The 23698-nt window shown below is 43.8% G+C and carries 15 protein-coding genes; 7 read left to right on the forward strand and 8 right to left on the reverse strand.

The window, feature by feature from the left end; translation table 11 throughout:
• The first annotated feature begins 93 nt into the window (after positions 1–93).
• The 4 genes from ileS to DDR33_RS17135 all read left to right on the forward strand — a co-directional run bounded on the left by ileS (position 94) and on the right by DDR33_RS17135 (position 5411).
• Positions 94–3486, forward strand: a complete 3393-nt coding sequence (gene ileS / locus DDR33_RS17120; protein ID WP_109417023.1) for an isoleucine--tRNA ligase — start codon at positions 94–96, stop codon at positions 3484–3486.
• A 1-nt stretch (position 3487) separates the two neighbouring features.
• Positions 3488–3871 carry a TraR/DksA family transcriptional regulator gene (locus tag DDR33_RS17125; protein ID WP_109417024.1) on the forward strand — a complete coding sequence of 128 codons (384 nt, stop codon included), beginning with the start codon at positions 3488–3490 and terminating at the stop codon, positions 3869–3871.
• A complete protein-coding gene (locus tag DDR33_RS17130) occupies positions 3871–4521 on the forward strand; it encodes a lipoprotein signal peptidase (protein WP_109417025.1) in 651 nt (216 codons plus the stop codon). The genes DDR33_RS17125 and DDR33_RS17130 overlap by 1 nt, the downstream gene beginning before the upstream one ends.
• A gap of 179 nt (positions 4522–4700) precedes the next feature.
• Positions 4701–5411, forward strand: coding sequence for an SIMPL domain-containing protein (locus DDR33_RS17135; RefSeq protein WP_109417026.1), 711 nt, complete (start codon positions 4701–4703; stop codon positions 5409–5411).
• A 44-nt stretch (positions 5412–5455) separates the two neighbouring features.
• On the opposite strand, the gene DDR33_RS17140 is transcribed toward DDR33_RS17135, so the two are convergent.
• From DDR33_RS17140 to DDR33_RS17165, 5 genes are all read right to left on the reverse strand, one after another.
• Entirely contained in the window at positions 5456–5809 is a 354-nt protein-coding gene (locus tag DDR33_RS17140; RefSeq protein WP_109417027.1) for a response regulator, read from the reverse strand.
• A gap of 98 nt (positions 5810–5907) precedes the next feature.
• The gene (locus tag DDR33_RS17145) at positions 5908–10743 is read right to left on the reverse strand and encodes a PAS domain S-box protein (RefSeq protein WP_238387843.1); all 4836 of its coding nucleotides are present in this window, start codon (positions 10741–10743) and stop codon (positions 5908–5910) included.
• 28 nt (positions 10744–10771) lie between these two features.
• Entirely contained in the window at positions 10772–12283 is a 1512-nt protein-coding gene (locus tag DDR33_RS17150; protein ID WP_109417028.1) for a GAF domain-containing protein, read from the reverse strand.
• 927 nt (positions 12284–13210) lie between these two features.
• Complete coding sequence (gene nagB, locus DDR33_RS17160) at positions 13211–15154, reverse strand: glucosamine-6-phosphate deaminase (RefSeq protein ID WP_262509943.1); 1944 nt, start codon at positions 15152–15154, stop codon at positions 13211–13213.
• 138 nt (positions 15155–15292) lie between these two features.
• Positions 15293–16360 (reverse strand): LacI family DNA-binding transcriptional regulator, encoded by a 1068-nt coding sequence (locus DDR33_RS17165; RefSeq protein ID WP_109417031.1) that lies wholly within the window; start codon positions 16358–16360, stop codon positions 15293–15295.
• Positions 16361–16490: 130 nt separating this feature from the next.
• Here DDR33_RS17165 and DDR33_RS17170 point away from each other — a divergent pair, with 130 nt between their 5' ends.
• A complete protein-coding gene (locus tag DDR33_RS17170) occupies positions 16491–17624 on the forward strand; it encodes a BamA/TamA family outer membrane protein (protein WP_109417063.1) in 1134 nt (377 codons plus the stop codon).
• A 5-nt stretch (positions 17625–17629) separates the two neighbouring features.
• Here the strand turns inward: DDR33_RS17170 and DDR33_RS17175 are convergent, their stop codons facing one another.
• Positions 17630–18415, reverse strand: coding sequence for an O-methyltransferase (locus DDR33_RS17175; RefSeq protein WP_109417032.1), 786 nt, complete (start codon positions 18413–18415; stop codon positions 17630–17632).
• 274 nt (positions 18416–18689) lie between these two features.
• On the opposite strand from DDR33_RS17175, the gene DDR33_RS17180 reads away from it, so the two are divergent.
• On the forward strand, positions 18690–19568 hold the full coding sequence (locus DDR33_RS17180) for a transglutaminase-like domain-containing protein (RefSeq protein WP_109417033.1): 879 nt from the start codon (positions 18690–18692) through the stop codon (positions 19566–19568).
• Between the two features lie 32 nt (positions 19569–19600).
• On the opposite strand, the gene prfB is transcribed toward DDR33_RS17180, so the two are convergent.
• Positions 19601–20678 (reverse strand): peptide chain release factor 2 gene (gene prfB / locus DDR33_RS17185; protein WP_109417064.1). Its coding sequence is split into 2 segments (ribosomal slippage): positions 19601–20617 and positions 20619–20678, totalling 1077 coding nucleotides; the frame shifts between segments, so codons are not numbered across the junction.
• 126 nt (positions 20679–20804) lie between these two features.
• Between prfB and pgi the strand changes: the two genes are divergently transcribed.
• Positions 20805–22451 carry a glucose-6-phosphate isomerase gene (gene pgi / locus DDR33_RS17190; RefSeq protein ID WP_109417034.1) on the forward strand — a complete coding sequence of 549 codons (1647 nt, stop codon included), beginning with the start codon at positions 20805–20807 and terminating at the stop codon, positions 22449–22451.
• 58 nt (positions 22452–22509) lie between these two features.
• Here pgi and DDR33_RS17195 read toward each other — a convergent pair whose 3' ends face one another.
• Complete coding sequence (locus DDR33_RS17195; protein WP_109417035.1) at positions 22510–23553, reverse strand: glutaminyl-peptide cyclotransferase; 1044 nt, start codon at positions 23551–23553, stop codon at positions 22510–22512.
• Between the last annotated feature and the right edge of the window lie 145 nt (positions 23554–23698).

Here is a 23698-nt window from a genome sequence, read left to right on the forward strand (position 1 = left end):
ATTATCCGCTGATTGTCTGTTTTTACCTCAAAATCTGCTTATTTCACGCTATTTTAGTACCTTTGCGGCTCAAATTCAGGAGTTAAAGCATTGATGTACAAAGAATATAAACAGCTTAATTTACCCGAAACAGGAAAAGACATCCTGGAATACTGGAAGACAAATAAAATATTTGAGAAAAGCATCTCTAACCGTCCGGCATCACAGCCGTATACCTTCTATGAAGGCCCCCCTTCGGCCAACGGAATGCCCGGGATTCACCATGTGATGGCTAGGAGCATTAAAGATATTTTTTGTCGCTATAAAACATTAAAAGGTTACAGAGTTGAAAGAAAGGGAGGCTGGGATACGCATGGACTTCCTATTGAACTTGCTGTAGAAAAAACACTTGGTATTACCAAGGAAGACATCGGCAAAAAGATTTCTGTTGAGGAGTACAATGCAGCCTGTCGCCGTGAGGTGATGAAATACACGGATGTATGGAATGACCTGACGGAAAAGATGGGATATTGGGTGGATCTTGAAAACCCATATATCACCTATCAGAATGAATATATAGAAAGCCTTTGGTGGATACTGAAGGAGTTTTACAATAAGAATCTGCTTTACAAGGGATACACCGTTCAGCCGTTCTCCCCTGCTGCTGGTACCGGGTTAAGCTCGCACGAACTCAACATGCCCGGCACTTACCGCAATGTAAAGGATACTTCTATCATTGCTCAGTTCCATATCAGGCACGATCAGGTACACCCACTGAATCCACTGCTTTTCCAAAACGAAGCGGAAAATACAGTGATCCTCGCCTGGACGACTACCCCATGGACACTTCCTTCCAATGGTGCACTGGCAATAGGAAAGGACATCACTTACGTCAAGATCCGCACGTTTAATCCATATACATATGCTCCGGTAAGTGTTGTACTGGCAAAAGACCTGGTTGGCAAATACTTCAAGCCCGAAGCTCAAAACGCTTCTTTCCAGGGCTATAAGGGTGGAGATAAGCTCATTCCATGGGAATACGCAGCAGAATTTAAGGGAGCTGAACTGATTGGGTTACGCTATCACCAGTTAATGCCGTATGTCTCGAACGAAAACCTGGAAAAGAATGCTTTCAGAGTGATTCCCGGAGATTTCATCACCACAGAAGATGGAACCGGAATTGTTCACATAGCATCTGTTTTTGGTGCCGACGACTTCAGGGCCGCGCGGGAAAATAACGTTCCTCCGATAATGGCAGTTGATGAAAAGGGAAATGAATATCCCCTGGTTGACAGACAAGGACGGTTTACAGCAGAAGTAACTGATTTTGCAGGACGCTTTGTGAAAGAGGAATACTATTCGGATGAAGAACGGAACCAGCCTGACTTCAAACCGACGGATGTGCTGATCGCCATCAAACTGAAGGAAGAAAACAAAGCTTTTGATGTCAGGAAATATGAGCACAGCTACCCTCATTGCTGGCGTACAGACAAACCGGTTCTCTATTATCCGCTCGATAGCTGGTTTATCAGGACAACAGCTGTGAAGAACCGGCTGGTAGAACTAAATAAAACGATCAACTGGAAACCGGAAGCCACCGGCACCGGTCGCTTCGGAAATTGGCTGGAAAACCTCGTTGACTGGAATCTTTCCCGTTCGCGTTATTGGGGAACACCGCTTCCGATCTGGCGTACAAAAGACGGGGCTGAAGAAATATGTATCGGATCGGTAGAAGAACTGAAGCAAAAGTTACAGGAAACGGTCAGTTCTCCACATTTAACGGATGAGGAAAAAGAGAAAACCGGGAAGATCCTTGAATCATTCAACCAGTCATCCTTCGATCTGCATCGTCCGTATGTGGACGATATAATTCTGCTGAGTGATAGCGGTAAAAAGATGTACCGGGAACCCGATCTGATAGACGTTTGGTTTGATTCAGGTGCGATGCCTTATGCCCAGTGGCACTATCCTTTCGAAAACAAAGAGAATTTCGAAAAAGCATATCCGGCAGACTTTATAGCAGAAGGTGTCGACCAGACAAGAGGGTGGTTCTTCACGCTGCATGCAATTGCTGTCATGCTCAATGATTCTGTTGCATTCAAAAATGTGGTCTCTAATGGCCTGGTTCTCGACAAGAATGGCAATAAAATGTCAAAACGGCTTGGTAACGCAGTCGATCCGTTTGAAACTATACAAAAGTATGGGGCAGATGCCACCCGCTGGTATATGATCAGCAATGCTTCTCCATGGGACAACCTTAAGTTCAACCTGGAAGGTCTTGATGAAGTTCGGCGTAAGTTTTTTGGGACACTTTACAATACGTATGCATTCTTTTCTTTGTATGCCAATATTGATGGATTTAACTATTCTGAAGAAGAAATCGTTATTGAAAAGAGACCTGAGATTGACCGGTGGATCATCTCTCTTCTAAACACATTGTCCAAAGAAGTAGATGGCTTTTATGCCGACTTTGAACCGACAAAAGCTGCCAGGGCCATACAGGACTTCGTTGACGAGCACCTGAGCAACTGGTATGTAAGGCTTTGCCGCCGCCGGTTCTGGAAAGGAGATTATACAGAAGACAAAATATCTGCCTATCAGACGCTTTATACCTGTCTTGATACAATAGCACGTCTGATGTCTCCGATAGCGCCTTTCTTTAGCGAGCGGCTGTTTTTAGATCTGAATAAGGCGACAAACAGGGACCGGTCAGAATCGGTGCATCTCACAGACTTCCCTTCCTACCACGAAGGCCTTGTTGATAAAGCGCTCGAAGAAAGAATGGCCCTGGCTCAGGATATCTCTTCAATGGTGCTGTCGCTCCGCAAGAAGGTTGGCATTAACGTTCGTCAGCCTCTCAACAAAATTCTCCTGCCGGTGCTCGATAGCAGGTTCCGGGAAAAGGTTGAGCTCGTAAAAGATTTGATACTTTCCGAAACAAATATTAAAAATATCGAATTTATAACCGATACTTCCGGAATTATAAAGAAAAAGGTAAAGCCGAATTTCAAGGCACTTGGGCCCAAAGCCGGAAAGTATATGAAAGATGTTGCGGCTTTCATTTCAGATATGTCGCAGGATGCTCTTGCCGACTTTGAAGCAAAAGGCTTTGCATCATTCGGGAAAGACGGGTTCACCCTTGATATCCCTGTTACAGATGCCGAAATTATCGCTGAGGATGTTCCGGGATGGCAGGTTACAAATATTGGCAAACTTACGGTAGCTTTAGATGTTACGCTAACTACTGAATTGAAGCAGGAGGGTATTTCTAGAGAATTGGTTAACAGAATTCAGAACCTCAGGAAAGAACTTGGATTTGAAGTAACAGATAAAATAGAGGTAATTGTATCAGGAAGCCCTGATTTAGAGGCTGCAGCGAAAAATAATTTACCTTATATTAGCGCCGAGATTCTGGCCGACTCTTTCGAATTTAGTTCCGGTCTTCAAACAGGAGAAAAGGTTGAAATAGAAGAACAGGAATTATTAATATCTATTACAAAGGCTTAAAATGGAAAATAACGAAAAAACACGGTACTCTGACGCAGAGCTTCAGGAATTCAAAGAATTGATTCTTGATAAGATGCGTATAGCTAAAGAAGAGCTTGCATCGCTCGCACAATCATTAAGCAATCCAAATCTCAACGGTACTGACGATACTGCCGGTACATACAAGACGCTGGAAGATGGATCTGCAACCCTTGAGAAAGAACAGATCAATCAACTTGCTGCGCGTCAGAAAAAGTTCATTGAAAACCTGGAAGCTGCACTCGTCCGGATTGAAAACAAGACATATGGAATATGCCGTGAAACCGGTAAGCTCATTCAGAAAGAAAGACTAAGAGCGGTACCCCATACCACTTTGAGTATGGAAGCAAAAATGAAGCAGTATTGATGAAAGCTTATACGAAGCCTTTTCTGGCTATCATTCTTATTTTATTAGCAGATCAGGCGCTGAAATTCTGGATTAAACTAAACATGACCCTCGGTCAGGAATACCGGATAATCAGCAACTGGTTCATTATTCATTTTACAGAAAATAACGGAATGGCCTTTGGAATGGAGTTTGGCGGCGAAGCCGGCAAACTCATTCTTACTCTTTTCCGGATTGTGGCTGTCTGCGCTATAGGTTATGGAGTGATCTACCTGGTGAAACATAAGTACCACAGGGGACTGATTCTGAATGTGGCGCTGATCTTCGCCGGGGCTATGGGTAATATCATTGACTCCACATTCTACGGCCTTATTTTCAGCGAAAGCTCTTACTTCCAGCCTGCGAAGCTTTTTCCTCCGGGAGGTGGTTATGCGGGCCTTTTTCACGGGAAAGTAGTGGACATGTTTTATTTCCCGCTTATCCAGGGCAGTTTCCCTCAATGGTTCCCGGTTTGGGCCGGACAGGAATTTGTTTTCTTTCGCCCGGTATTCAATATAGCAGACGCCGCCATATCTGTCGGGGTTATTGCCATACTTATCTTTCAGAAAGCTTACTTCAAAGAAGAGAAAAAAGAAGAAAGCTATCCGCACAGCGAAATTATCGAAGAATAAAACTAACTCCTTTCTATTCAGGACAATATCTGAATCTGCCGGAATTTACGGGTATTCATGTTACAAAACAGCATGAATACCCGTATGGGCAGATGTGCAAACAAACCGGATAAATGTTTATGGAATTTGAGACAAACATTCATCCATTCAATAAGTTTAACACACACAAAGACTGAATTATGAAGAAGTATCTGATTATTGCTTTATTAAGCATTTTTACATCGACCGCGTTTTCTCAGAGCAACAATGCAGTTGACTATCGCCGTAAAATGGAAGTGACAGGCTCTGCTGAAGCTGAAGTTACTCCTGATATTATCTATGTTGCAGTATCCCTGAAAGAGTATTTTAAGGATAATAACACCAAAAAGAAGATAGACATAGATGATCTTGAAAAGCAACTTTTGAATGCGGTACTTGCAGCCGGAATTCCTAAAGAGAACTTTACTGTAAACAACGTTTCGTCCTATACTACCACCATTCAAAAGAAGAAGAACCCCGACTTCCTCGTTTCTAAACAGTATAGACTTAAAGTGAGTGATATGAACAGCTTCAACCAGATCATGGAATCCCTCGATCAGAAAGCCGTTCAGTACACAAGTATCGAAAGCTATGATTATTCAAAGATCCAGGAGTTAAAAAGTGATCTGAAGATCAAAGCGATTCAGGCAGCTAAATATAAAGCGACTTACCTTGCTGCTGCTCTTGACGACAAAGTGGGTGATGCCCTTGAAGTGCAGGAAATAAACAATGAGTATTACCCGCAACCGCTTTACAGAACAGCCAATGTAGCATTTTCAAAAGCGGAAGCAGCAGATGGCGGATCAGCAGAAATTGATTTCAAAAAGATAAAGCTCAATTACCAGATGAGAGTGGTGTTTGAGATAAGGTAGTACAAAAAAGAAAAGGTTGCCCGTTACCCCGGCAACCTTTCTCTTTATCGGAATCTGGAAAGCAACTGTTCCAGTTCATCCAGATCAAACGGCTTGGCAAGCCAGGCATCAGCTCCCGCTTCAGCAGCCAGTTTCTCAATGTCGTTATTTGCCGAAAAATAAATAACCGGGATATCCCTGAGCTCATCACTGCTTTTAACAGTCCTCGTAGCTATAATCCCCCCCGCATCCGGAATCCAGTTGTCCATCAATATCACGTCCGGACGACATTCTTCAACAATAGATAGTATGTCATTACAGTTGGCACGCGTATGTACGTCCCAGCCCTTCTCATTTAGCAGATACGTCAGAATCTCCAGAATATCTGCATCGTCATCAAAAATCAATATACGCTTCATTCCGCGATAAAGCTATCATAAATCTATTAATTGTGCAATAACTTAATTATTAATATAATATCCAACTTGGGATTTCCTAATAATCAATCCAGGCTGGGCTATTCATTCAGATTTCCTTGTTTTACCGGTATGGAAAACCAGAATGTCGACCCCTCTCCTTCCCGCGATCTTACGCCTACTTCGCCTCCGTGTCTTCTGATAATTTCCGCAGAAATAAACAAACCGAGTCCCAACCCCGAGAATTTTTGAGAAGACTCCTGAACCCTGAAAAAGCGATCGAATACAAAATTCACTTTATCTTCAGGGATGCCGATACCAAAGTCAGTGACAGACACCTTCACCTGGTTCTTCCCGCTCTCAACCCTCAATTCTATTTCAGCAGCTTCCGGCGAGTACTTGACAGCGTTTGAAAGAAAATTGATAACAACCTGCTCCAACCGGTGCTTATCTGCTGTAATTAAAACATCAGCATCGCCTTCTAAAGTAATATGATGCTTCGTATTGGCATTACTGATCTGATCGATACAATCCCGGATTACCTCACTAAGATTAAATACACTGGTATGAAACTGAAGCTTACCCGCCTGTATTTTGGTGACATCCAGGAGATCTTCAACAAGAGACGTCAGTTTATCAACCTGCTTATTGGCTTTCTCTATAAAACTCTGAATCTGGACGATCTCAGACTTCTTCATTACGAGCCTCTCAGCAATTTGAAGGGAAGCCTTCATGCTCGTGATCGGGGTTTTTAGCTCGTGGCTTGCAATGCTCATAAACTCGTCCTTCTTTTGAAGAAGCAAACGGGTCGCCTGCTGTGCAAGTTCCTGATCGGTAATATCAGTCAAGCTACCTATATAACCCTCAAATTCTTTGCCTGCAATAGGATTACTTTGAGCAAGCACCCATTTAAAATCACCACTCTTTGTCTTCAGCCTGAACTTTGAATGATAGCTCGTACGCTGCTGGAAAGCCAGCTGGAACTTCTTGTGCTCCCGTTCCGCATCATCAGGATGATAAGCATTCTTCCATCCGAGGTCAATGCTCTGATCAAACGTCAGCCCCGTCAGCTTCGTCCATTGTTTGTTGACATAATTACACCGGCCATAGCTGTCTATACGCCAGATCATGAACGGCGACTGGTCCGCCAGCTGCCTGAAATAATCTTCGCTCGCCTTTAAAGCCTCGGAGACGGTTTTCTGCTCATGAATATCAGTGCTGGTTCCAACCCACATCCTGATACTGCCCGATTCATCCCTTAAAGCAATGGCCCTGCTCAGGTGCCACCGGTACTCACCATCAAAGCGTCTCAGACGCCGTTCCATTTCGAAATCCTGACCAGTCTGAACAGAACGCAGCCAAAGCCACTTATTCTCAGGCCAGTCCTCGGGATGCACTACTTTTGGCCAGCTCCAGCCAAGCAACTCTTCAATTGTTCTGCCCGAATAGCTCAGCCAAACATCATTCATGTAATCCACATTTCCTTCTGGATTAGCCGTCCAGACCTTTTGAGGCATCGCATTTGCCAGGAACTTGAATCGTTCTTCATTCTTTCTTATTTCCAGCAAAGCCTCATGTTCTTTACGCTCAGCTTCTTTTTGCTGTGTGATGTCGAGCATTGCACCAAGCATTCTGTAAGGCGTACCATATTCATCGTGCAGAACAAAGCCGCGGTCAAGAACGACGGCATAAGTCCCATCTGCTCTTAAATACCTGTATTCCCCGCTCCACTGCATTTCGCTGTTATTAATAGCCCGGTACATGCCCTGCTCTACTGCCTGGCGATCATCAGGGTGAATTTTATTGAGCCAGAAACTCCTTTCGTCATTCGATTGATCATAGCCAAATGTGGTATAGAAACTATCGCTCCACCAAACGGTGTTATTCACCAGATTCCAGTCCCATATCGCGTCATTTGTGGCTTTGGATACCAGCCTGAACCGCTCTTCACTTTCAGAAAGCTCACGCGTACGTTCAGTTACCTTATCTTCAAGGATAAGATTAAGGTTTCTCAACTTTTCCCTGGCAGCAATCAGTTCATTATAGTTCTTCCGTAGTTTCTGATCTGCCGCCTTCTTTTCAGAGATATCAGTAAAGGTTACAACAAAACCATCCATCATCTTGACAGCAACAGCTTCATACCATTTATGGCTGTCCTCCACAGAAGGGATTTCGGTGTGAAGAGGCCGGCCGCTTTCAACTACCCCAACGTACCGGTCAAAAAATCCGTTCTGCATGATAAGAGGGATGCTGCTAAGCCGCTTTCCCTCCAATGCGGTAGCTTGAAAAAGCTTTTCGCCCTGGTTATTACAGGTAAGCATGACAAAATCTTCGATCACCCCGCTCCTGTCTCTGACCGCTTTAAACACCATAACAGCACTGAGAGTTGAATTAAATACCCCGTTTATAATGCTGTTTAGCCTCGATACAGCGGAAATATCCACAAATGTGATAATCACACCATCCAACCTCTTATCCTGGCGGATATACGGCAGGATCTTTACCAGGCAATGATTGTCATTGTCAAGCACAATTTCGCGCTCTACGTTCTTTCCCTCGGTCAGCACGTGCTGAATATCCTTCAACAGGTTTTCATACTGTATATTAGTAGAGATATGGGAAATAGGCCTCCCTACATCCGATTCAATGAGATTAACGATCCTGACAGCCGCTGAGTTAAATTTCCTGATCCTTTGGTTGGAATCAAGAAAGATCTGACCAATATCAGTGCTTCTGAAATAGTTGTCCAAATCGTCGTTGAGGTCAACAAGCTCCTTTATCTTTAACTGATGTTCCGTATTTAAAGTATGCAGCTCTTCATTAAGCGACTGGAGTTCCTCGTTGCTCGACTGAAGCTCTTCATTGGCAGAGAGCAGTTCCTCATTACTCGACTGAAGCTCCTCATTGGTGGTTTCCAGTCCCTCTATAGCCAATTGAAGATTAACTCTTGTTTCATTGAGTTCTTCCTCAAGGTCGGCGATATACTCCATATTGTCACCGGACGGAGCAAGGGGCAATTCCTCCTTTGAGGATGGCTGACTATATGCATTTTCCCCTAAGACAATCATCGTATAGGGCTTCCCGTCCTGCAACCGAGGGGGTTTAACCGAAATACTTATAAAGAAATCTCCCTCTTTCCCCTTTATCCTGACGCTTTTAAGAAAGACCTTCTGCTCTTCCTTCCAGCACTTCCTCACAGCAGTATTTAATGCCACAGAGAGTTCCGGCGAAACCATCTTAAGAATATTCAGGTTGAGCTTCTTCTCTGGCAGTGAAAGAAAACGGTTAAAATTCCCTAATGCCTCCTTAATCTCATAATTCTGATCAATAAGGAAGCAAACGAATCCGAAATCATCAATTATAGAACTTGCAAACTCGTCAGTAAGTTCCCCGGTCTTTTTCTTTTTCGGTTCTTTGACGGAAATGGGCAAGGCCCGTTGAACCAGTCCCCTTCCTTCTAATTGACGATGAAAATCCACGGGTCCGGCTTTATTCTTTCCAACTTTCCTGTAAATTTTCCATTTGCTGTTTATCTCATCAACTCCCTCCCTGATCGCAGATATGGTTTCGCTTGATCCGAGAAAGATATAGCCTCCCAGTTGAACCGAAAAATGAAGAGTGGTCAGTACCTTATTTTGGAGGATGCTATTCATATAAATAAGCATATTACGGCAGCTCACCAAATCATTTTTAATAAAGGGAGGGTCTTTAATAACATTATGACGGGCAAACACTATCTGCTTTCTTATCCTGGGGATCACAGAATAACCGCCGGCCTCCTTAACGAAATAGGATTGTAATACCTCTTTCTTTATGTCTTTCTCTATCGCAAACGGATATATATTCTTTCCCGCAAATTCAATACTGCTTTCGTCAATATCAGTAGCAAATATCTTTACCTCAAGGTCTCTTTTATATTGCGTTAAATATTGATCTATTAGGATCGCCAGAGAATAAGCCTCTTCACCCGTGCTGCAGGCACAAATCCAAACCTTAAGCCAGTCTCCATCTTCCTTACTATTGACAAGAGACGGCAACACCTCCGAGTACAGGCAATCGAATGCCTGTTCATCCCGGAAAAAGCGGGTCACACCTATTAAAAAGTCTTTTCCAAGTCTTCTGACCTCATCTTCATCATTCCTGAGTTGTTCCACGTACTGATCCAGGTGCTTTACACCCCTCTGCCCCATTCTTTTTCCGATCCTCCGTAGGATGGTAGGAGTCTTATAATACTGGAAGTCATAACCCTTACTTCTGTATATTAGGGTAAAGATCTCATCCAAAAGCTTATCATCAACAGATCCGTTTTGCAAAAGATGTACCGGCGTTTCCTTTATGTAATTGTAGATTTCTTCCGGCATCATTTCCGGGGGAAGGATAAAATCCGCGTTACCTGATGTAATAGCACTGTTCAGCATCCCATCAAATTTCGCCGTTACCGGGTCCTGAACTATCACCATCCCGCCATGAGACTTTATAGTTTCAATTCCCCTGGTACCGTCCGTACCTGTTCCCGAAAGTATCACTGCTATTGCTTTATCACGCTTGTCCTTAGCCAGAGAATGAAGAAATGTATCGATTGCTGTATTTGGGGCCTTCTCCTGAACCTTATCCTCCAGCAGAAGTTTACCCCGGCTTATAGTCATTAACTTTCTATTCGGAATAACATATACACATTCCTTTTGAAGCGACATTTCGTGCTCAGCTTCAAACACCTTCATATGTGTATGTTTCGATAAAAGCTCTACAAGAAGACTTTTGTAATCGGGGGAGAGATGCTGTATAATGATAAAAGAGAGACTTGAGTTCTCGGGCATATTATCAAAGAATTCATGAATTGCCTCCAAACCACCGGCAGAAGCTCCGATAGCCACCACATAATGCTTTAGCCTGGCTTCTGCCATCTCCGTAAAACTCATTCTCTCCTTTATTTCCATTCGCCGGCGTTTTGATTTCTAATCTCCATCAAAGGGTTTTAGCAGAATATTCAAATATAAAACTTCTTAAGTTCTCTGCAACTTCAACCTCCTCTTCCTTCCATGCCTTCGCGGTTTGCTTTACCACTTCCTGCCAGCTCCCGAACGAACTTCTCGGATGATATTTCACTCCGTTACTGTCAAAATTGATCGCCTCATCGGGATTCCCTCCCCATTTAACAGTTGTAACTACTTCCGGCCTGAACATCATAATATATTCCCCACGGTCTGCATTTACAGGAATGGAGATCATCCCGCTTGCTTGTTTTGAGAAGGCCGATCCGAAATCATATTCCGAAGAAAGATTTGACGTATGGTAGACCTTATCCTCCGGCTTACTTTGCAACCAATAGATAAGGTTCTTCAACTCTTCATTGTCGGGCACTTCTCCCGTGGTCTCAATTGAGCCCCTGTAACTAACGGCTGCACCCTCGGCACTAAACAGATCCGTAATCTTCAAATCCTGTTTGAGCATCCCGGCAACAAGATCTTTCTCAGAATATACATTCTCGATTATCTGAGTCTTTTTTTCCTGCAGGGAATTGACGAACTGATACTCTTCCCCACTCTCCAAAGATGAAATCTTATTTGAAATAACAGATGACAGCAGTTCAAACACGGAACACATTTCATAATTCAAATACATGGGCTCTTTATGGTGGCAGGAGATCAAGCCCCAGAGCTTGTCATCCCGGATTACCCTGACCGACATAGAGGCGCGGATCTTCATATTTTTCATATACTCCAGGTGCACAGCAGCCACGGCTCTTAAGTTACAGTCTGAAAGATCAATGAAGGTATTCGAAACTGGATTGATCACAGGGTAGAGCTTCACGGGCGTATATTCCCGGGAAGGAATCAGCCTGTAGGAATTTTTCAGGTACAGCTTTCTTGCCTGTTTGGGGATATCAGAAGCTGGAAATTTATGCCCGAGGTATTCCTCCATTCCATCTTCTTTCACTTCTGCTATTACGGTACCATTCCATTGCTCATCAAACTGATACATCAGGATCTTGTCAAACCCCGACAGCTTCTTTAATTGTTCTACTACCACCTTGCTGGCAGCAGCAACAGTCTCAGCCCTGTTGATTTCAGCCATTACATACTTAAGCTCCTGGAATACATCCAGGAATGTACTCTCATCCCCTGCTTCTTCTACTTCCAATACAACATAATCACTTTTAACGTGGACAAGTGCGATATACCGCCTGGCAGCATCACTTCGCGTAAGGTTGATTGTCAGCGGCACTTTTTCATCAATACCTGACCCGAAACGCCCCTTCAGCAAATCAGCCTCTTCCTGCCTGATAAATTGCTCCAGAGACTTCCCTACTACCTGATCTACGGGCTCACCCAGCAAATCATTCACATTTTCACTCGCCTGGATGATCCTAAGGTCACTCTTATTGGCTACAAACAGATATCCATAGGGCTGAATGAGATTAATCTGGTGAAGAGGCAAACTTCCACAGAAATCAGAATCATAATTCTTTTTTATCATTTAAAATCGGGTTTCTAAGCACTCTGAAGTCCAGTTTGCTGCTTTTGGAATTTGCCATAAACAAAACTTACATCACATTCCCATATCATCAAGTGCTGTTTTATAAAACGAAGGCAATCTTTAATATATTTTAAATAGACAGAAAACATTCAACAATCATCGCCCCCCTTCTATACAAATATAGAGAAATTAAAAAAGCATCCCTTCAGGATGCTTTCAGCAAAAGCAAGATCTTTTAAATCCGGTACCTCAGGGAAATAGAGTTTCCAATTGCCTGTACCAGTTCTTTAATAAGAGGGTTAGAGCTTTCTTTTTGTTTCCAATCACCTCTTGTTTCCTTGCAAAGAGTAACTGTCGTCCCCTGAAGCAGTATTTGTGATTCTACCACCCTATCAATCTGCTGTAACTTAATTAACTGAAAATGAAAACTGGATCCAGCTAAATTAACGGTAAAAATTTGCCCCATATGAATATTATACGTTGAATTTATGCCTGGCAAGTCCGTTCATGAACCTCCCTCGCAAAAGATATCTGCACCCCATCACAGACCTATTAAACCAAAAGCAAATGATTAACAAATTTACCATGCAGCTTGTTTAAAAAAGACTTGATTTCAACACCACCTAATCCGTTAAAAATGCAAAGCATCAAATAGCCTGCCTGTTAAAACCAAATTCATAAATAGAACATTATCTTCTATCCCGGTAATAGCCAGGAAGAACATCCTCCCCAACACTCTATCTGTAACTTTCCCTTTACACAAGAAACTATTCCGGCATCATCCCCTTCCTGCCCCCTATAACAAAAAAACACAGCTGCCTAACACCCCAAAATGTTACCGCAGCCGTGTTTCCTCCATTTATCAAAAGCAAAGCCTATCTCTATGCCCTCACTTTAAACTCTCAGCTTTAAACTTTAAACTTACTACTAAAACCTCCACCTCACAAAAGCCTCCATTGCCTCGTATTCCGCCAGCCCAAGCTGGTCGTAAGCCTTCGCTGTATCCCGGTTCCGGTCCTCAGCACGCACCCAGAACTCGCGTGCATCATCACCCGGGAATACGGGCAGATCCTTTTGCGACTGGTGCTTGAAAATTGCCATTCTTTTCCTTTCAACCTCCTGGGGAGAAAGAGGGACAGCCATTTCAATCTCATGGATCTCGAATTCATGCCAGGCTCCTCTATACAACCATAACCAGCAATCCTCTACCCAATCCTCAGTCGCTTTTAACCGGGTAAGAGCTTCCAGAATAATATCGAAACATACTTTATGTGTTCCGTGCGGATCAGCAAAATCCCCCGCTGCAAATACCTGGTGAGGCTTTACCTCCTGCAGAAGTTCCATCACGATCTTGACATCATCTTCAAAGCTTACATTCTTCTCGGTCTTCATTCTATCGTAGAAAGGAAGATCAAGCAGATGTATATGCTCATCGGGAAGCCCGGCATATCTTGCTCCTGCAATAGCTTCTCCCTTACGGATCAGGCCCTTGATCTTACGAATCTCCAGAGTATCCGGCTGATTCGGCTTCTTAACAGCCATAAAGCTCCTCATATTATCGTAAAGCCCCGCCAGGCCTTTCGTATCCTGCCCCTGGCTTTCAATGAAGTCCATCGCAAATTCAGTAAACCGCAAAACATCATCATCCCATACCGCTGTGTTTCCTGAAGTCTGATAAGCAACATGTACCTCATGCCCCTGATCGGCAAGGCGGATAAATGTACCGCCCATTGAAATCACATCATCATCAGGATGAGGAGAAAAAATGATACTTCTCTTCTTTGCAGGCTGGGCTCTTTCAGGCCGCTGGCTATCATCGGCATCAGGCTTACCACCAGGCCATCCTGTGATAGTATGCTGCACTTTATTAAATATATGGATGTTTATATTATAAACCGGTCCGCGCTCTGTAGCAAGCTGCGCCATCCCATGGTTGTTATAATCTTCCTCTGTAAGCTTCAGAATGGGTTTATTTAAGGTTTTAGCCAGCCAGATCACAGCCTTCTTTATTAGCTGTTCATCCCAGTAACAATCCTTAACAAGCCAGGGAGTATTAAAGCGTGTGAGTTCGGATGCTGCATCCGCATCAAGAACAAACTCTACACTGCTTGATTGCTGCAGGTAGGTAGCCGGAACATCAGAAGACATTTCACCCTCTACGGCTTTCTTGATGATCTCCGCTTTTTTCTGATTCCAGGCCATCAGGATAATTTCGCGGGCTTTAAAGATCGTGCCAATCCCCATAGTGATAGCCTTTGTGGGCACATTCTCTTTTCCCCCGAAATCAAATGAAGCATCTCTTCTGGTCAGATCATCAAGTGTCACCAGCCGCGTTCCGGAGTTCGGGGCAGAACCAGGCTCATTGAATCCGATGTGCCCTGTACGACCGATACCCAGGATCTGAAGATCAAGGCCGCCATATGAACTGATCTGCCTCTCATACTCCAGACAATAGGCTGGTATATCTTCCAATGCAATCGTTCCGTCAGGAATATGAATATTCACCGGATCAATATCAATATGACTAAACAGGTTTTCCTTCATAAACCGAACGTAACTCTGTGCAGCCTCAGGATGCATAGGATAATATTCGTCCAGATTAAACGTCACCACATTCTTAAAACTCAAGCCTTCTTCTTTGTGAAGCCGTACCAGTTCTGCATACACCCTTACAGGGGTTGCTCCTGTTGCAAGGCCGAGCACAGCAGACTCGCCTTTCGCCTGCTTGTCCTTAATAAGATTAGCAATCCTTTGCGCTACTGCAACAGATGCCTTTGCCGGGTCGGGAAATACACTAACCGGTAGTTTTTCATAACGGGTTTCTTCCAGGAGATTTAATCTGGCCATATTGATATTTTTTGATTCTTTGATAGCACGAGTGCCTCCGCACTCAACTATTACAAAAATAGCCAGTACATTTTAAAAAAACAATAGTGTTTGCGCACACACCATCGATTTAATAATATCTTAATACTGGTTTCAAGTGTGTGTCCAGCGAACAGCGCTTTTTTAAAACCCTTCGTTCATATAATAGGTAAGATTTTCCTTTGTGATAATATCCAGGGGAAGATACCTGACCGTCGAAATATCTTTCTTAAACACGAGATGATCCGATAAATGATGAACGCTCCAGTAACCCTGTCCGGCCGGATGCTGATTAATAACAAAACTGATAATCCCTTTATTGATAAAATAAATATTTTTCGGTACCAGGTCATAGCCAATCACCTTAATACTGTCGATTCCCCGTTGCTCAAGATAAGCAGCGATCTCATACCCTTTGGAGGTGGTAACATAGATACACTTCAGATCCGGGTTATTTTCAATCAGGGCATCCAGCTGTTTTACAAAAACCAGGTAGTCACGCCTCTTAAGCTCGAGCCTTCTTATAACATACTTCCCATGCAGATTATTATGCTCAAAATAATCCCGGAACCCCTCCTCCTTTTTTACAAGGTGGGCAGAGTTGCCAAGATCTTCATCGATATGAACCAGGAGAACAGAACAGGATTCAGGCTGTCCGTAATGAACTAATCTGCCGGCAAGGAGCCCGCTCTGATAAGAATCCTGCCCGATATAACACAGCGGCTTAGAATCTTCCAGTTGAGTATTAAAGATAACAAAAGGTATCCCGAGCTTCCTCCAACGTTCCAGAAAAGGTAAAGCTTCTTTATAAAACACAGGGGCCAGAACGACCCCGTCCGGACGGAGCTCCGTAATTTCCTCCGCCTTTCTGATAAATGTATCCGGCTTATCCTGGATAAAAAAATGCTGCGATACCGTTACTCCATACTGCGCCAGGTCCCTGGCCGCCTTGTCAATGCCGGTCTTGGGATCGTACCAGTAAGGATCGTAAGTATAATCAGGAATCAATGCAGCAATGGTATATACCCTGTTAGAGCCTAATGCCCTGGCTTCATAGTTTGGCTCGTAATTTAATTCCCGGATAATTCTGAGCACCCGGTCCTTTACATCCTCCGCAACCTTTCCCCTGTTATGCAGCACACGGTCAACCGTCCCGGTGGAAACCATTGCTTTCTCAGCTATATCCTTAATTCTGACAATCTTATTTTTCATTACTCGATAAAACAACAACCTTTTGTTGTCCGTGGATACAAACCTAGACATTCATTCAGTTAAAAACAAAATACCCGAATTCCGTTCCGAAAATCCTGTTAAAATCAGGCATCTCACTATCTTCGCACCGATGAAACATTTCCCGGTTCTTCTGATAGCGATAATATTCTTTCAATCAGAAAAAGTACAGGCACAAAAAAGATTAATTGAAAAATTCCTGTCCAACAAGAGCGATACCAGCCGTAAAGCTTCTTTTATCATCCTTCCCGCAGCAGCTTATGCACAGGAAACAGGAGTTGAATTCGGCGGACTGTCAATCACCTCCTTCTATGTCGATAAAAACGACACCACCATCCGAAATTCGACTATTAATACAATCGTCACATTCACAACAAAGAAACAATCCAACTTTGTCGTAAAGCCGGATATATGGTCACGTGGAAACAAATACCACTATTCCGGAACATTCCGGTACAAAAACTTCCCCTTTAACTTCTATGGAACAGGCGATAAAACCAATAAGTCTGATGAAGACAAGATCACTCAGAAACTGCTGGTCATAAATGCCGATGTTGAAAGAATGATAGTAAGGAAGATTTATGCCGGGATAAATGCAGGTTACGAACGCTACAGATACAAGGATAAAGAGGCCGGCGGAATCTACGACACAGGTGATGCCGAAGACAAAGACGGAGGAAATGTTTTCTACGCCGGCATATCCGGAATTTTTGACAGCCGGAACAGCAATACCTACACAACGAAGGGATGGTACCTCAAGCTCAATTATTCATACGCTCCCGGATTCACCGGAACGAACGACTTCCAGGGCGCCCTTATTCGTGCAGATCTGCGCAACTTTCAAAAACTTAATACCAAAGCTACGCTTGGATTTAACATTAATTACCAGTCAGTCCAGGGTGATAAGCTACCTTTCTACCTGCTTCCTCAACTCGGCAATGACCAGGTCATGCGGGGCTACTACACGGGCAGATACCGGGATCAGAACCTGGTGGCCGCACACACCGAATTCAGATACCGCTTTATGACTCGCTTTGGAATAGCAGCTTTTACCGGAACAGGAACCACTTTCAGGAACCAGATGTTTAAATGGAAAAACCTGAAGCCAAACTATGGAGCTGGAATAAGGTACTTCGTTGACCCGGCAAGAGGATTGACAATGCGCGCAGATTATGCAGTGGGAGAGAAACGTGCAGGTGAAGCCAGGCAAACAGGATTTTATCTGGCTCTTTCTGAAGCATTCTGATCAGGCTAGAACTTCACCTTAAAATCTTCCTTCGCCTGCCCTTGTCTGAAAAAGACAAGGCCTATCCAGAACAAGTCAACAGTAACGGTCACAGCGGGATGTTGTTTTATTTCTTCCCACGCCTCCTTCATTCCTTTACTCCAGTATATATCATCAAAAATGATAACACTGCCCTCATGCACTTTTTGAAGACACCATTCGAAATACTTCAGGGTCGCATCTTTACGATGATTCCCATCCACAAACACAAAATCCAACTTTGATAGTTCTGAAATCACTGCCGGAAATACAACATCAAAGTTGCCCGTCCTGATACTCACATTCCGGATACCCAACTGAGCTATATTTTCTTTTGCCACAGCCGCCGTTTCAGGACACCCTTCTATACTAACAACCTCTGCATGCGGGGCAGCCTTTGCCAGGTAAGAAGTCGTCACGCCCAGACAAGTACCAAGCTCTACAATATTATCCGGCTTAAAGTCGTTACTTAACCGGTAAATCAACTTCGCCAGCGAAGCCGGCTTCAATGCATTCTTTGCCAGTTGCTTTACCTGCTTTTGTTTGTTGTTATTGACATGAGATCCTGCGCCAAGATCGGTAATTCGAATAATACGGTTATCTTTTAGCAGACGTGCTCTTAGGTGTTCAATATCATCATATTCGTACCTGGGTTTAAAGTCATAGATCACTTCATCAATCAGCCGGTATATAAACGGAGAATGAATTCCATGACGCGTTTTAGCAGTCAGGCGGTGTTTAATGAAGGATTTCAGCAGTTGGATGTTTGCCATATTCGGTGCAAACTAAGATAAAAAATGTTTGATATGCAATTCTCCGGGAACAGCTCATAAAACATTTTCATCCGCTATTGGCAGTTGCTATGGCGAAAATTTAAAGAGACCACACCCGCCGGGCTTTAAAAGAGAATTACCCCGCTTATAGAACAGTTCTTTTAGTGATTTAAGCACGGAACAAACAAACAAAACGAATTTTAAGAAAAGATTGTTTAATTTAACAGTTGGAAAGGCCAACACCGCCTCCAGTCAACTACACCTACAGGCATATATGAACTATAAAGAAATAGATTCACTTATAAAACTATTGGATGATCCCGACCGGGAAATTGCACGGCATATTGAGGGGCGGCTGCTCTCCTATGGAAACGAAATCATTGAGCATCTCGAAGATGCCTGGGAGCAGTCTTTTGACACCGTTTTACAAGAAAGGCTCGAAAACATCATACACAAAATCCAGTTCAACGACGTTAAACGTGAACTGCAACTATGGTACAAGGGAGGAGCCTTTGATCTGTTGCAGGGCGCTGTTATCATCAACAAATACCAGTACCCGGATTTAGATACACAGAAAATTATCAATCAGGTCGAAGATATAAAACGGGAAGTATGGCTTCAAATGCTCTATGATATGAGCGCTATTGAAAAAATAAAGCTCATTAACCACGTTTTCTACAATATCTTTGGATTCTCCGGCAATACAAGCAACCACCAGGACCCGCAGAATTCCTACATAAGTCAGGTACTTGAAAGCAAGAAAGGGAACCAGATCACCCTTGCTGTAATTTACCTTGTGATAGCTCAACGCCTGGATATACCTGTTTACGGCGTAAACCTGCCTCAGCATTTTATCCTGGCCTATGTTGACGAAACCCGCGAATATGCACCAGATGAACAGGTTCTATTCTATATCAATGCCTTTAACAAGGGATTTATCTTTGGAAAAAGAGATATAGACTCCTTCTTAAAACAACTCAATCTGACGCCGGAAGAGCAGTTCTATGGCCCTTGCTCAAACATTGATATTATAAGGCGTATCCTGCGGAACCTGACATCTTCCTATCTCAAGCTCGGGCAGGAAGAAAAAGTGAAAGAGATAGGAGAATTGCTCGAGGTTGTGAATCCGGCGGCTGAAGATAGCAGCGTCTGAGCAGAAATCATTCTCCTCAGACGCCGGAACCTTTAGAATTCCATTAAATAGGCCTTTAAAAAGTCGCTCAGGTCGCCGTCAAGTACAGCCTGGGCGTTAGATGTTTCATAATTTGTACGCAGATCCTTCACCAGTTTGTAAGGGTGCAGCACATAATTTCGGATTTGAGACCCCCACTCGATTTTCTTTTTTGAACCCTCAATAGCCGCAGTTGTCTCCATCCGCTTCCGGAGCTCCACCTCATAAAGCTGGGATTTCAGCAGGCGGATCGCATTTTCCTTATTCTGCAGCTGAGACCGGGATTCCTGGTTTTTTATGATAATGCCCGATGGTTTATGGTAAAGCCGTACAGCTGTTTCAACCTTATTCACGTTCTGTCCGCCTGCACCTCCCGAACGGAAAGTCTCGAACTCTATATCCGCCGGATTCACCTCTATTTCAATGGTATCATCCACCAATGGATACACATATACAGAGGCAAACGAAGTATGCCGCTTCGCATTCGCATCAAAAGGAGAGATACGTACCAGACGGTGAACCCCATTTTCTCCTTTCAGATAGCCATAAGCAAACTCTCCTTCAATCTGTAAGGTGACCGATTTTACACCCGCAACCTCACCTTCCTGGAAATCCTGCTCCGTAACCTTATAGCCGCTCTTTTCGGCCCACATGATATACATCCGCATTAACATGCTGGCCCAGTCACAACTCTCTGTACCACCGGCACCGGCTGTAATCTGAAGTACCGCATTGAGCTGGTCTTCTTCCGAACTGAGCATGTTTTTAAACTCCAGTTCCTCCAGTTTTTTCAGGGCAATAGAATATTGCTCCTTTAGTTCCACCTCACTAGCCTCTCCTGCCTGAAAAAAATCGAACATGACAGCCGCGTCTTCTATCGCAGCTTCCACGTTAACGATTCCTTCGGTCCAGACTTTTTTAGATTTGATGGAATGTAATACTTTCTCGGCCTCTTTCGGCCGGTCCCAGAAATCAGGAGTTAGTGTAAGCTCCTCTTCCTGGTGCAGTTCATCGAGCTTCCGGTCGATGTCAAAGATGCCTCCTCAGGGAAACCGCTCTATCCCTCAAGTCTTGTAACTGTTCTTTAGTCATAAGGACAAAGGTAATGATTACATCTAAAGAAACTACGGATTTAATTCCATCCTGCAATTGCAATTTTACCAATAAAATTTCCCCTGCCCAAAAAGGAGTTTTATCTTCGCTGAAAATTAAACAAGTATGCTTCCTAAAATAAACTTTACAGAGACAGCTTCTTATAAATATCTTACTGATCACTTTATCGAAATAAGTGAAAAGCATCTTCGCGGGCTATTCCGGGAAGATCCTGCCAGATATGAAAAGTTTTCTGTTAAATTCAATGAAATCCTGCTTGATTACTCCAAAAACAGGATAAATGAAACAACTATGGCGCTGCTCATCCAGCTTGCAAAAGAATGTGGATTGAAAGAGGCCATTGAAGCGATGTTTACAGGAGAAATTATCAACGAAACTGAAGGAAGAGCCGTATTACATACAGCTCTGAGAAATCAGTGGAACGAGCCTGTTAAAGTAGACGGCGCTGATGTGATGCCCGATGTCAACGGTGTATTGAGGAAGATAGAACAATTCTCACATTCTGTTATCTCCGGGGAGTGGAAGGGCTATACAGGCAAAACGATCACCGACATCGTCAATATTGGTATAGGTGGTTCCGACCTCGGGCCCGTGATGGTAACAGAAGCTCTGAAAGCATATAAGAACCATCTCAACCTGCACTTCGTCTCTAACGTCGACGGAACACACATTATCGAAACACTCAAGAAAGTTAAAGCAGAGTCTACATTATTCCTGATAGCGTCCAAGACGTTCACTACGCAGGAAACAATGGCCAATGCTCACACTGCCCGTAACTGGTTCCTCCAGGAAGGCGCATCGGACAGTGATGTGGCAAAGCATTTTGCCGCATTGTCCACAAATGAAAAAGCAGTAGCAGCATTTGGGATCGACACCAATAACATGTTCGGCTTTTGGGACTGGGTAGGCGGACGTTACTCCTTATGGAGCGCGATCGGCACCTCTATCGCCCTGGGAATCGGCTTTGATAACTTCAAAGCACTGCTGGCAGGAGCCCATGCCATGGACAGACACTTCCGCGAAACAGAATTCGAACAAAACCTTCCGGTGATCATGGCCCTGCTCGGCATCTGGTACAATAACTTCTTTGAAGCCGAAAGTCACGCTATACTACCTTACGATCAGTATATGAGCCGTTTCGCTGCCTACTTCCAGCAGGGAGACATGGAAAGTAACGGTAAGTATGTAGACCGTAACGGGGAAAAAGTAAATTATCAGACTGGCCCTATTATCTGGGGAGAACCTGGAACAAACGGACAGCATGCTTTTTATCAGCTCATCCACCAGGGAACCAAACTGATCCCTGCAGATTTCATTGCTCCGGCACAGTCTCACAATCCTGTAGGCGCACATCATTCGCTTCTGCTTTCGAACTTCTTTGCCCAGACCGAGGCTTTAATGAACGGAAAGACCGAAGAAGAAGTTATCGCAGAACTGAAAGAAGCGGGAAAATCAGAACAGGAAATTGAAGCTCTGGCAGCATTCAAGGTTTTTGAAGGGAACCGTCCTACCAATTCTATCCTGGTAAAGAAGATAACCCCCGAGACACTTGGCTCACTTATCGCTATGTATGAGCATAAGATCTTCGTACAGGGAATTATCTGGAATATTTTCAGCTTTGATCAGTGGGGTGTAGAACTTGGGAAACAGTTGGCTAATAAAATCCTGCCCGAGCTGCAGACAAAAGACTTCATCCACTCTCACGATTCTTCTACAAACGGTCTGATCAACCAGTATAAAGAATGGAGATAAGATCTTAAGTTGCAGGGTGAAGCCCCGGCATTATAGCAGGTTATTGATGAATTTCCGGTTATAATGCTGGTGCCGACACCCGCAATTCAAATAATTTATCCCACCTTTTTCCTGTCACAAACAATCTTCTCCCGGCAGGATCCCAGGCAATTCCGTTCAGTACATCCGCGTTCGGATTTCGCTTGCCTGCAGGATAAAGATCCGTTAGATCTATTTCGCCTTCCACTATCCCGGTCTCCGGGTTAATGATAACGATTTTATCTGTCATGAAGACATTCGCATAGATCTTTCCATCAACCATCTCCAGCTCATTCAGATCATGAACCGGCCCCTTATGGTCATAAACCTCAATCCCTCCCTCTTTTTGATATGTATCCTTATTCAAAAAGTAAATATTATTGGTGCCGTCCGTATTCAACACCCGCTTACCGTCAAAATATAAACCCCAGCCCTCTCTCCCGGCCTGATATGGAAATTGAGCTAACTTTTTCAGACTACTCTTATCATAAACAAATCCCACTCCTTCGCGGTAAGTGATCTGGATGATCTTATCCCCTATCACAGTCATCCCTTCTCCGAAATACTGGTCTTCAAGATCAACCTTCTGGATCACCTTTCCGGTTTTCAGCTCCGCCTTCCTCAAAGATGAATGTCCTTTCTCACCAGCACTTTCATAAATCAGTCCATCATGATATTCAAGGCCCTCGGTAAACGAAGAGGTATCATGAGGAAAAACGTTCACCACTTCATACTTATACTGAACAGGAGGAGTGGATGCCACTACTACAACATTCGTATTCACCTCCTGAAATTCTGCCCCATTGTAAACCCTGGCAGACAATACCTTTACCCCAACCGGCAAACCCGCCGTCGGAACACTCACAGCTGAAGTATCCGTTTTGGAAGCGACCACACTGGTATCCAGCAGGTACTTAATGGAGTCAAAACTCGCATTACTCACATCCAGCCTGATTGTCACAGCTTTCCCCTCACTCACAGCGCTTCCCTCCTCGGGTGAAAGGAAATAGATAGCCCCCTGCCTGGTCTTACATGCAGAAAGAACAAAAACAGCGATTACAACGAAGCCAATTATTTTTTTCATTATATGTTCTTTAAAACGAGTCCGCCTCCCTCACCTTTATCCAACCCCGAACCCGCACTATTACCTCAGATTATTTGATTCCACACGAATTAACAAAAACGACCGAACAAAGCAAAGGTTTTTTACATTTGACAGTAGGCAACCG

Origin of the sequence: Pararcticibacter amylolyticus, assembly GCF_003130405.1 — a bacterium.
GTDB classification, from domain to species: Bacteria; Bacteroidota; Bacteroidia; order Sphingobacteriales; family Sphingobacteriaceae; genus Arcticibacter; species Arcticibacter amylolyticus.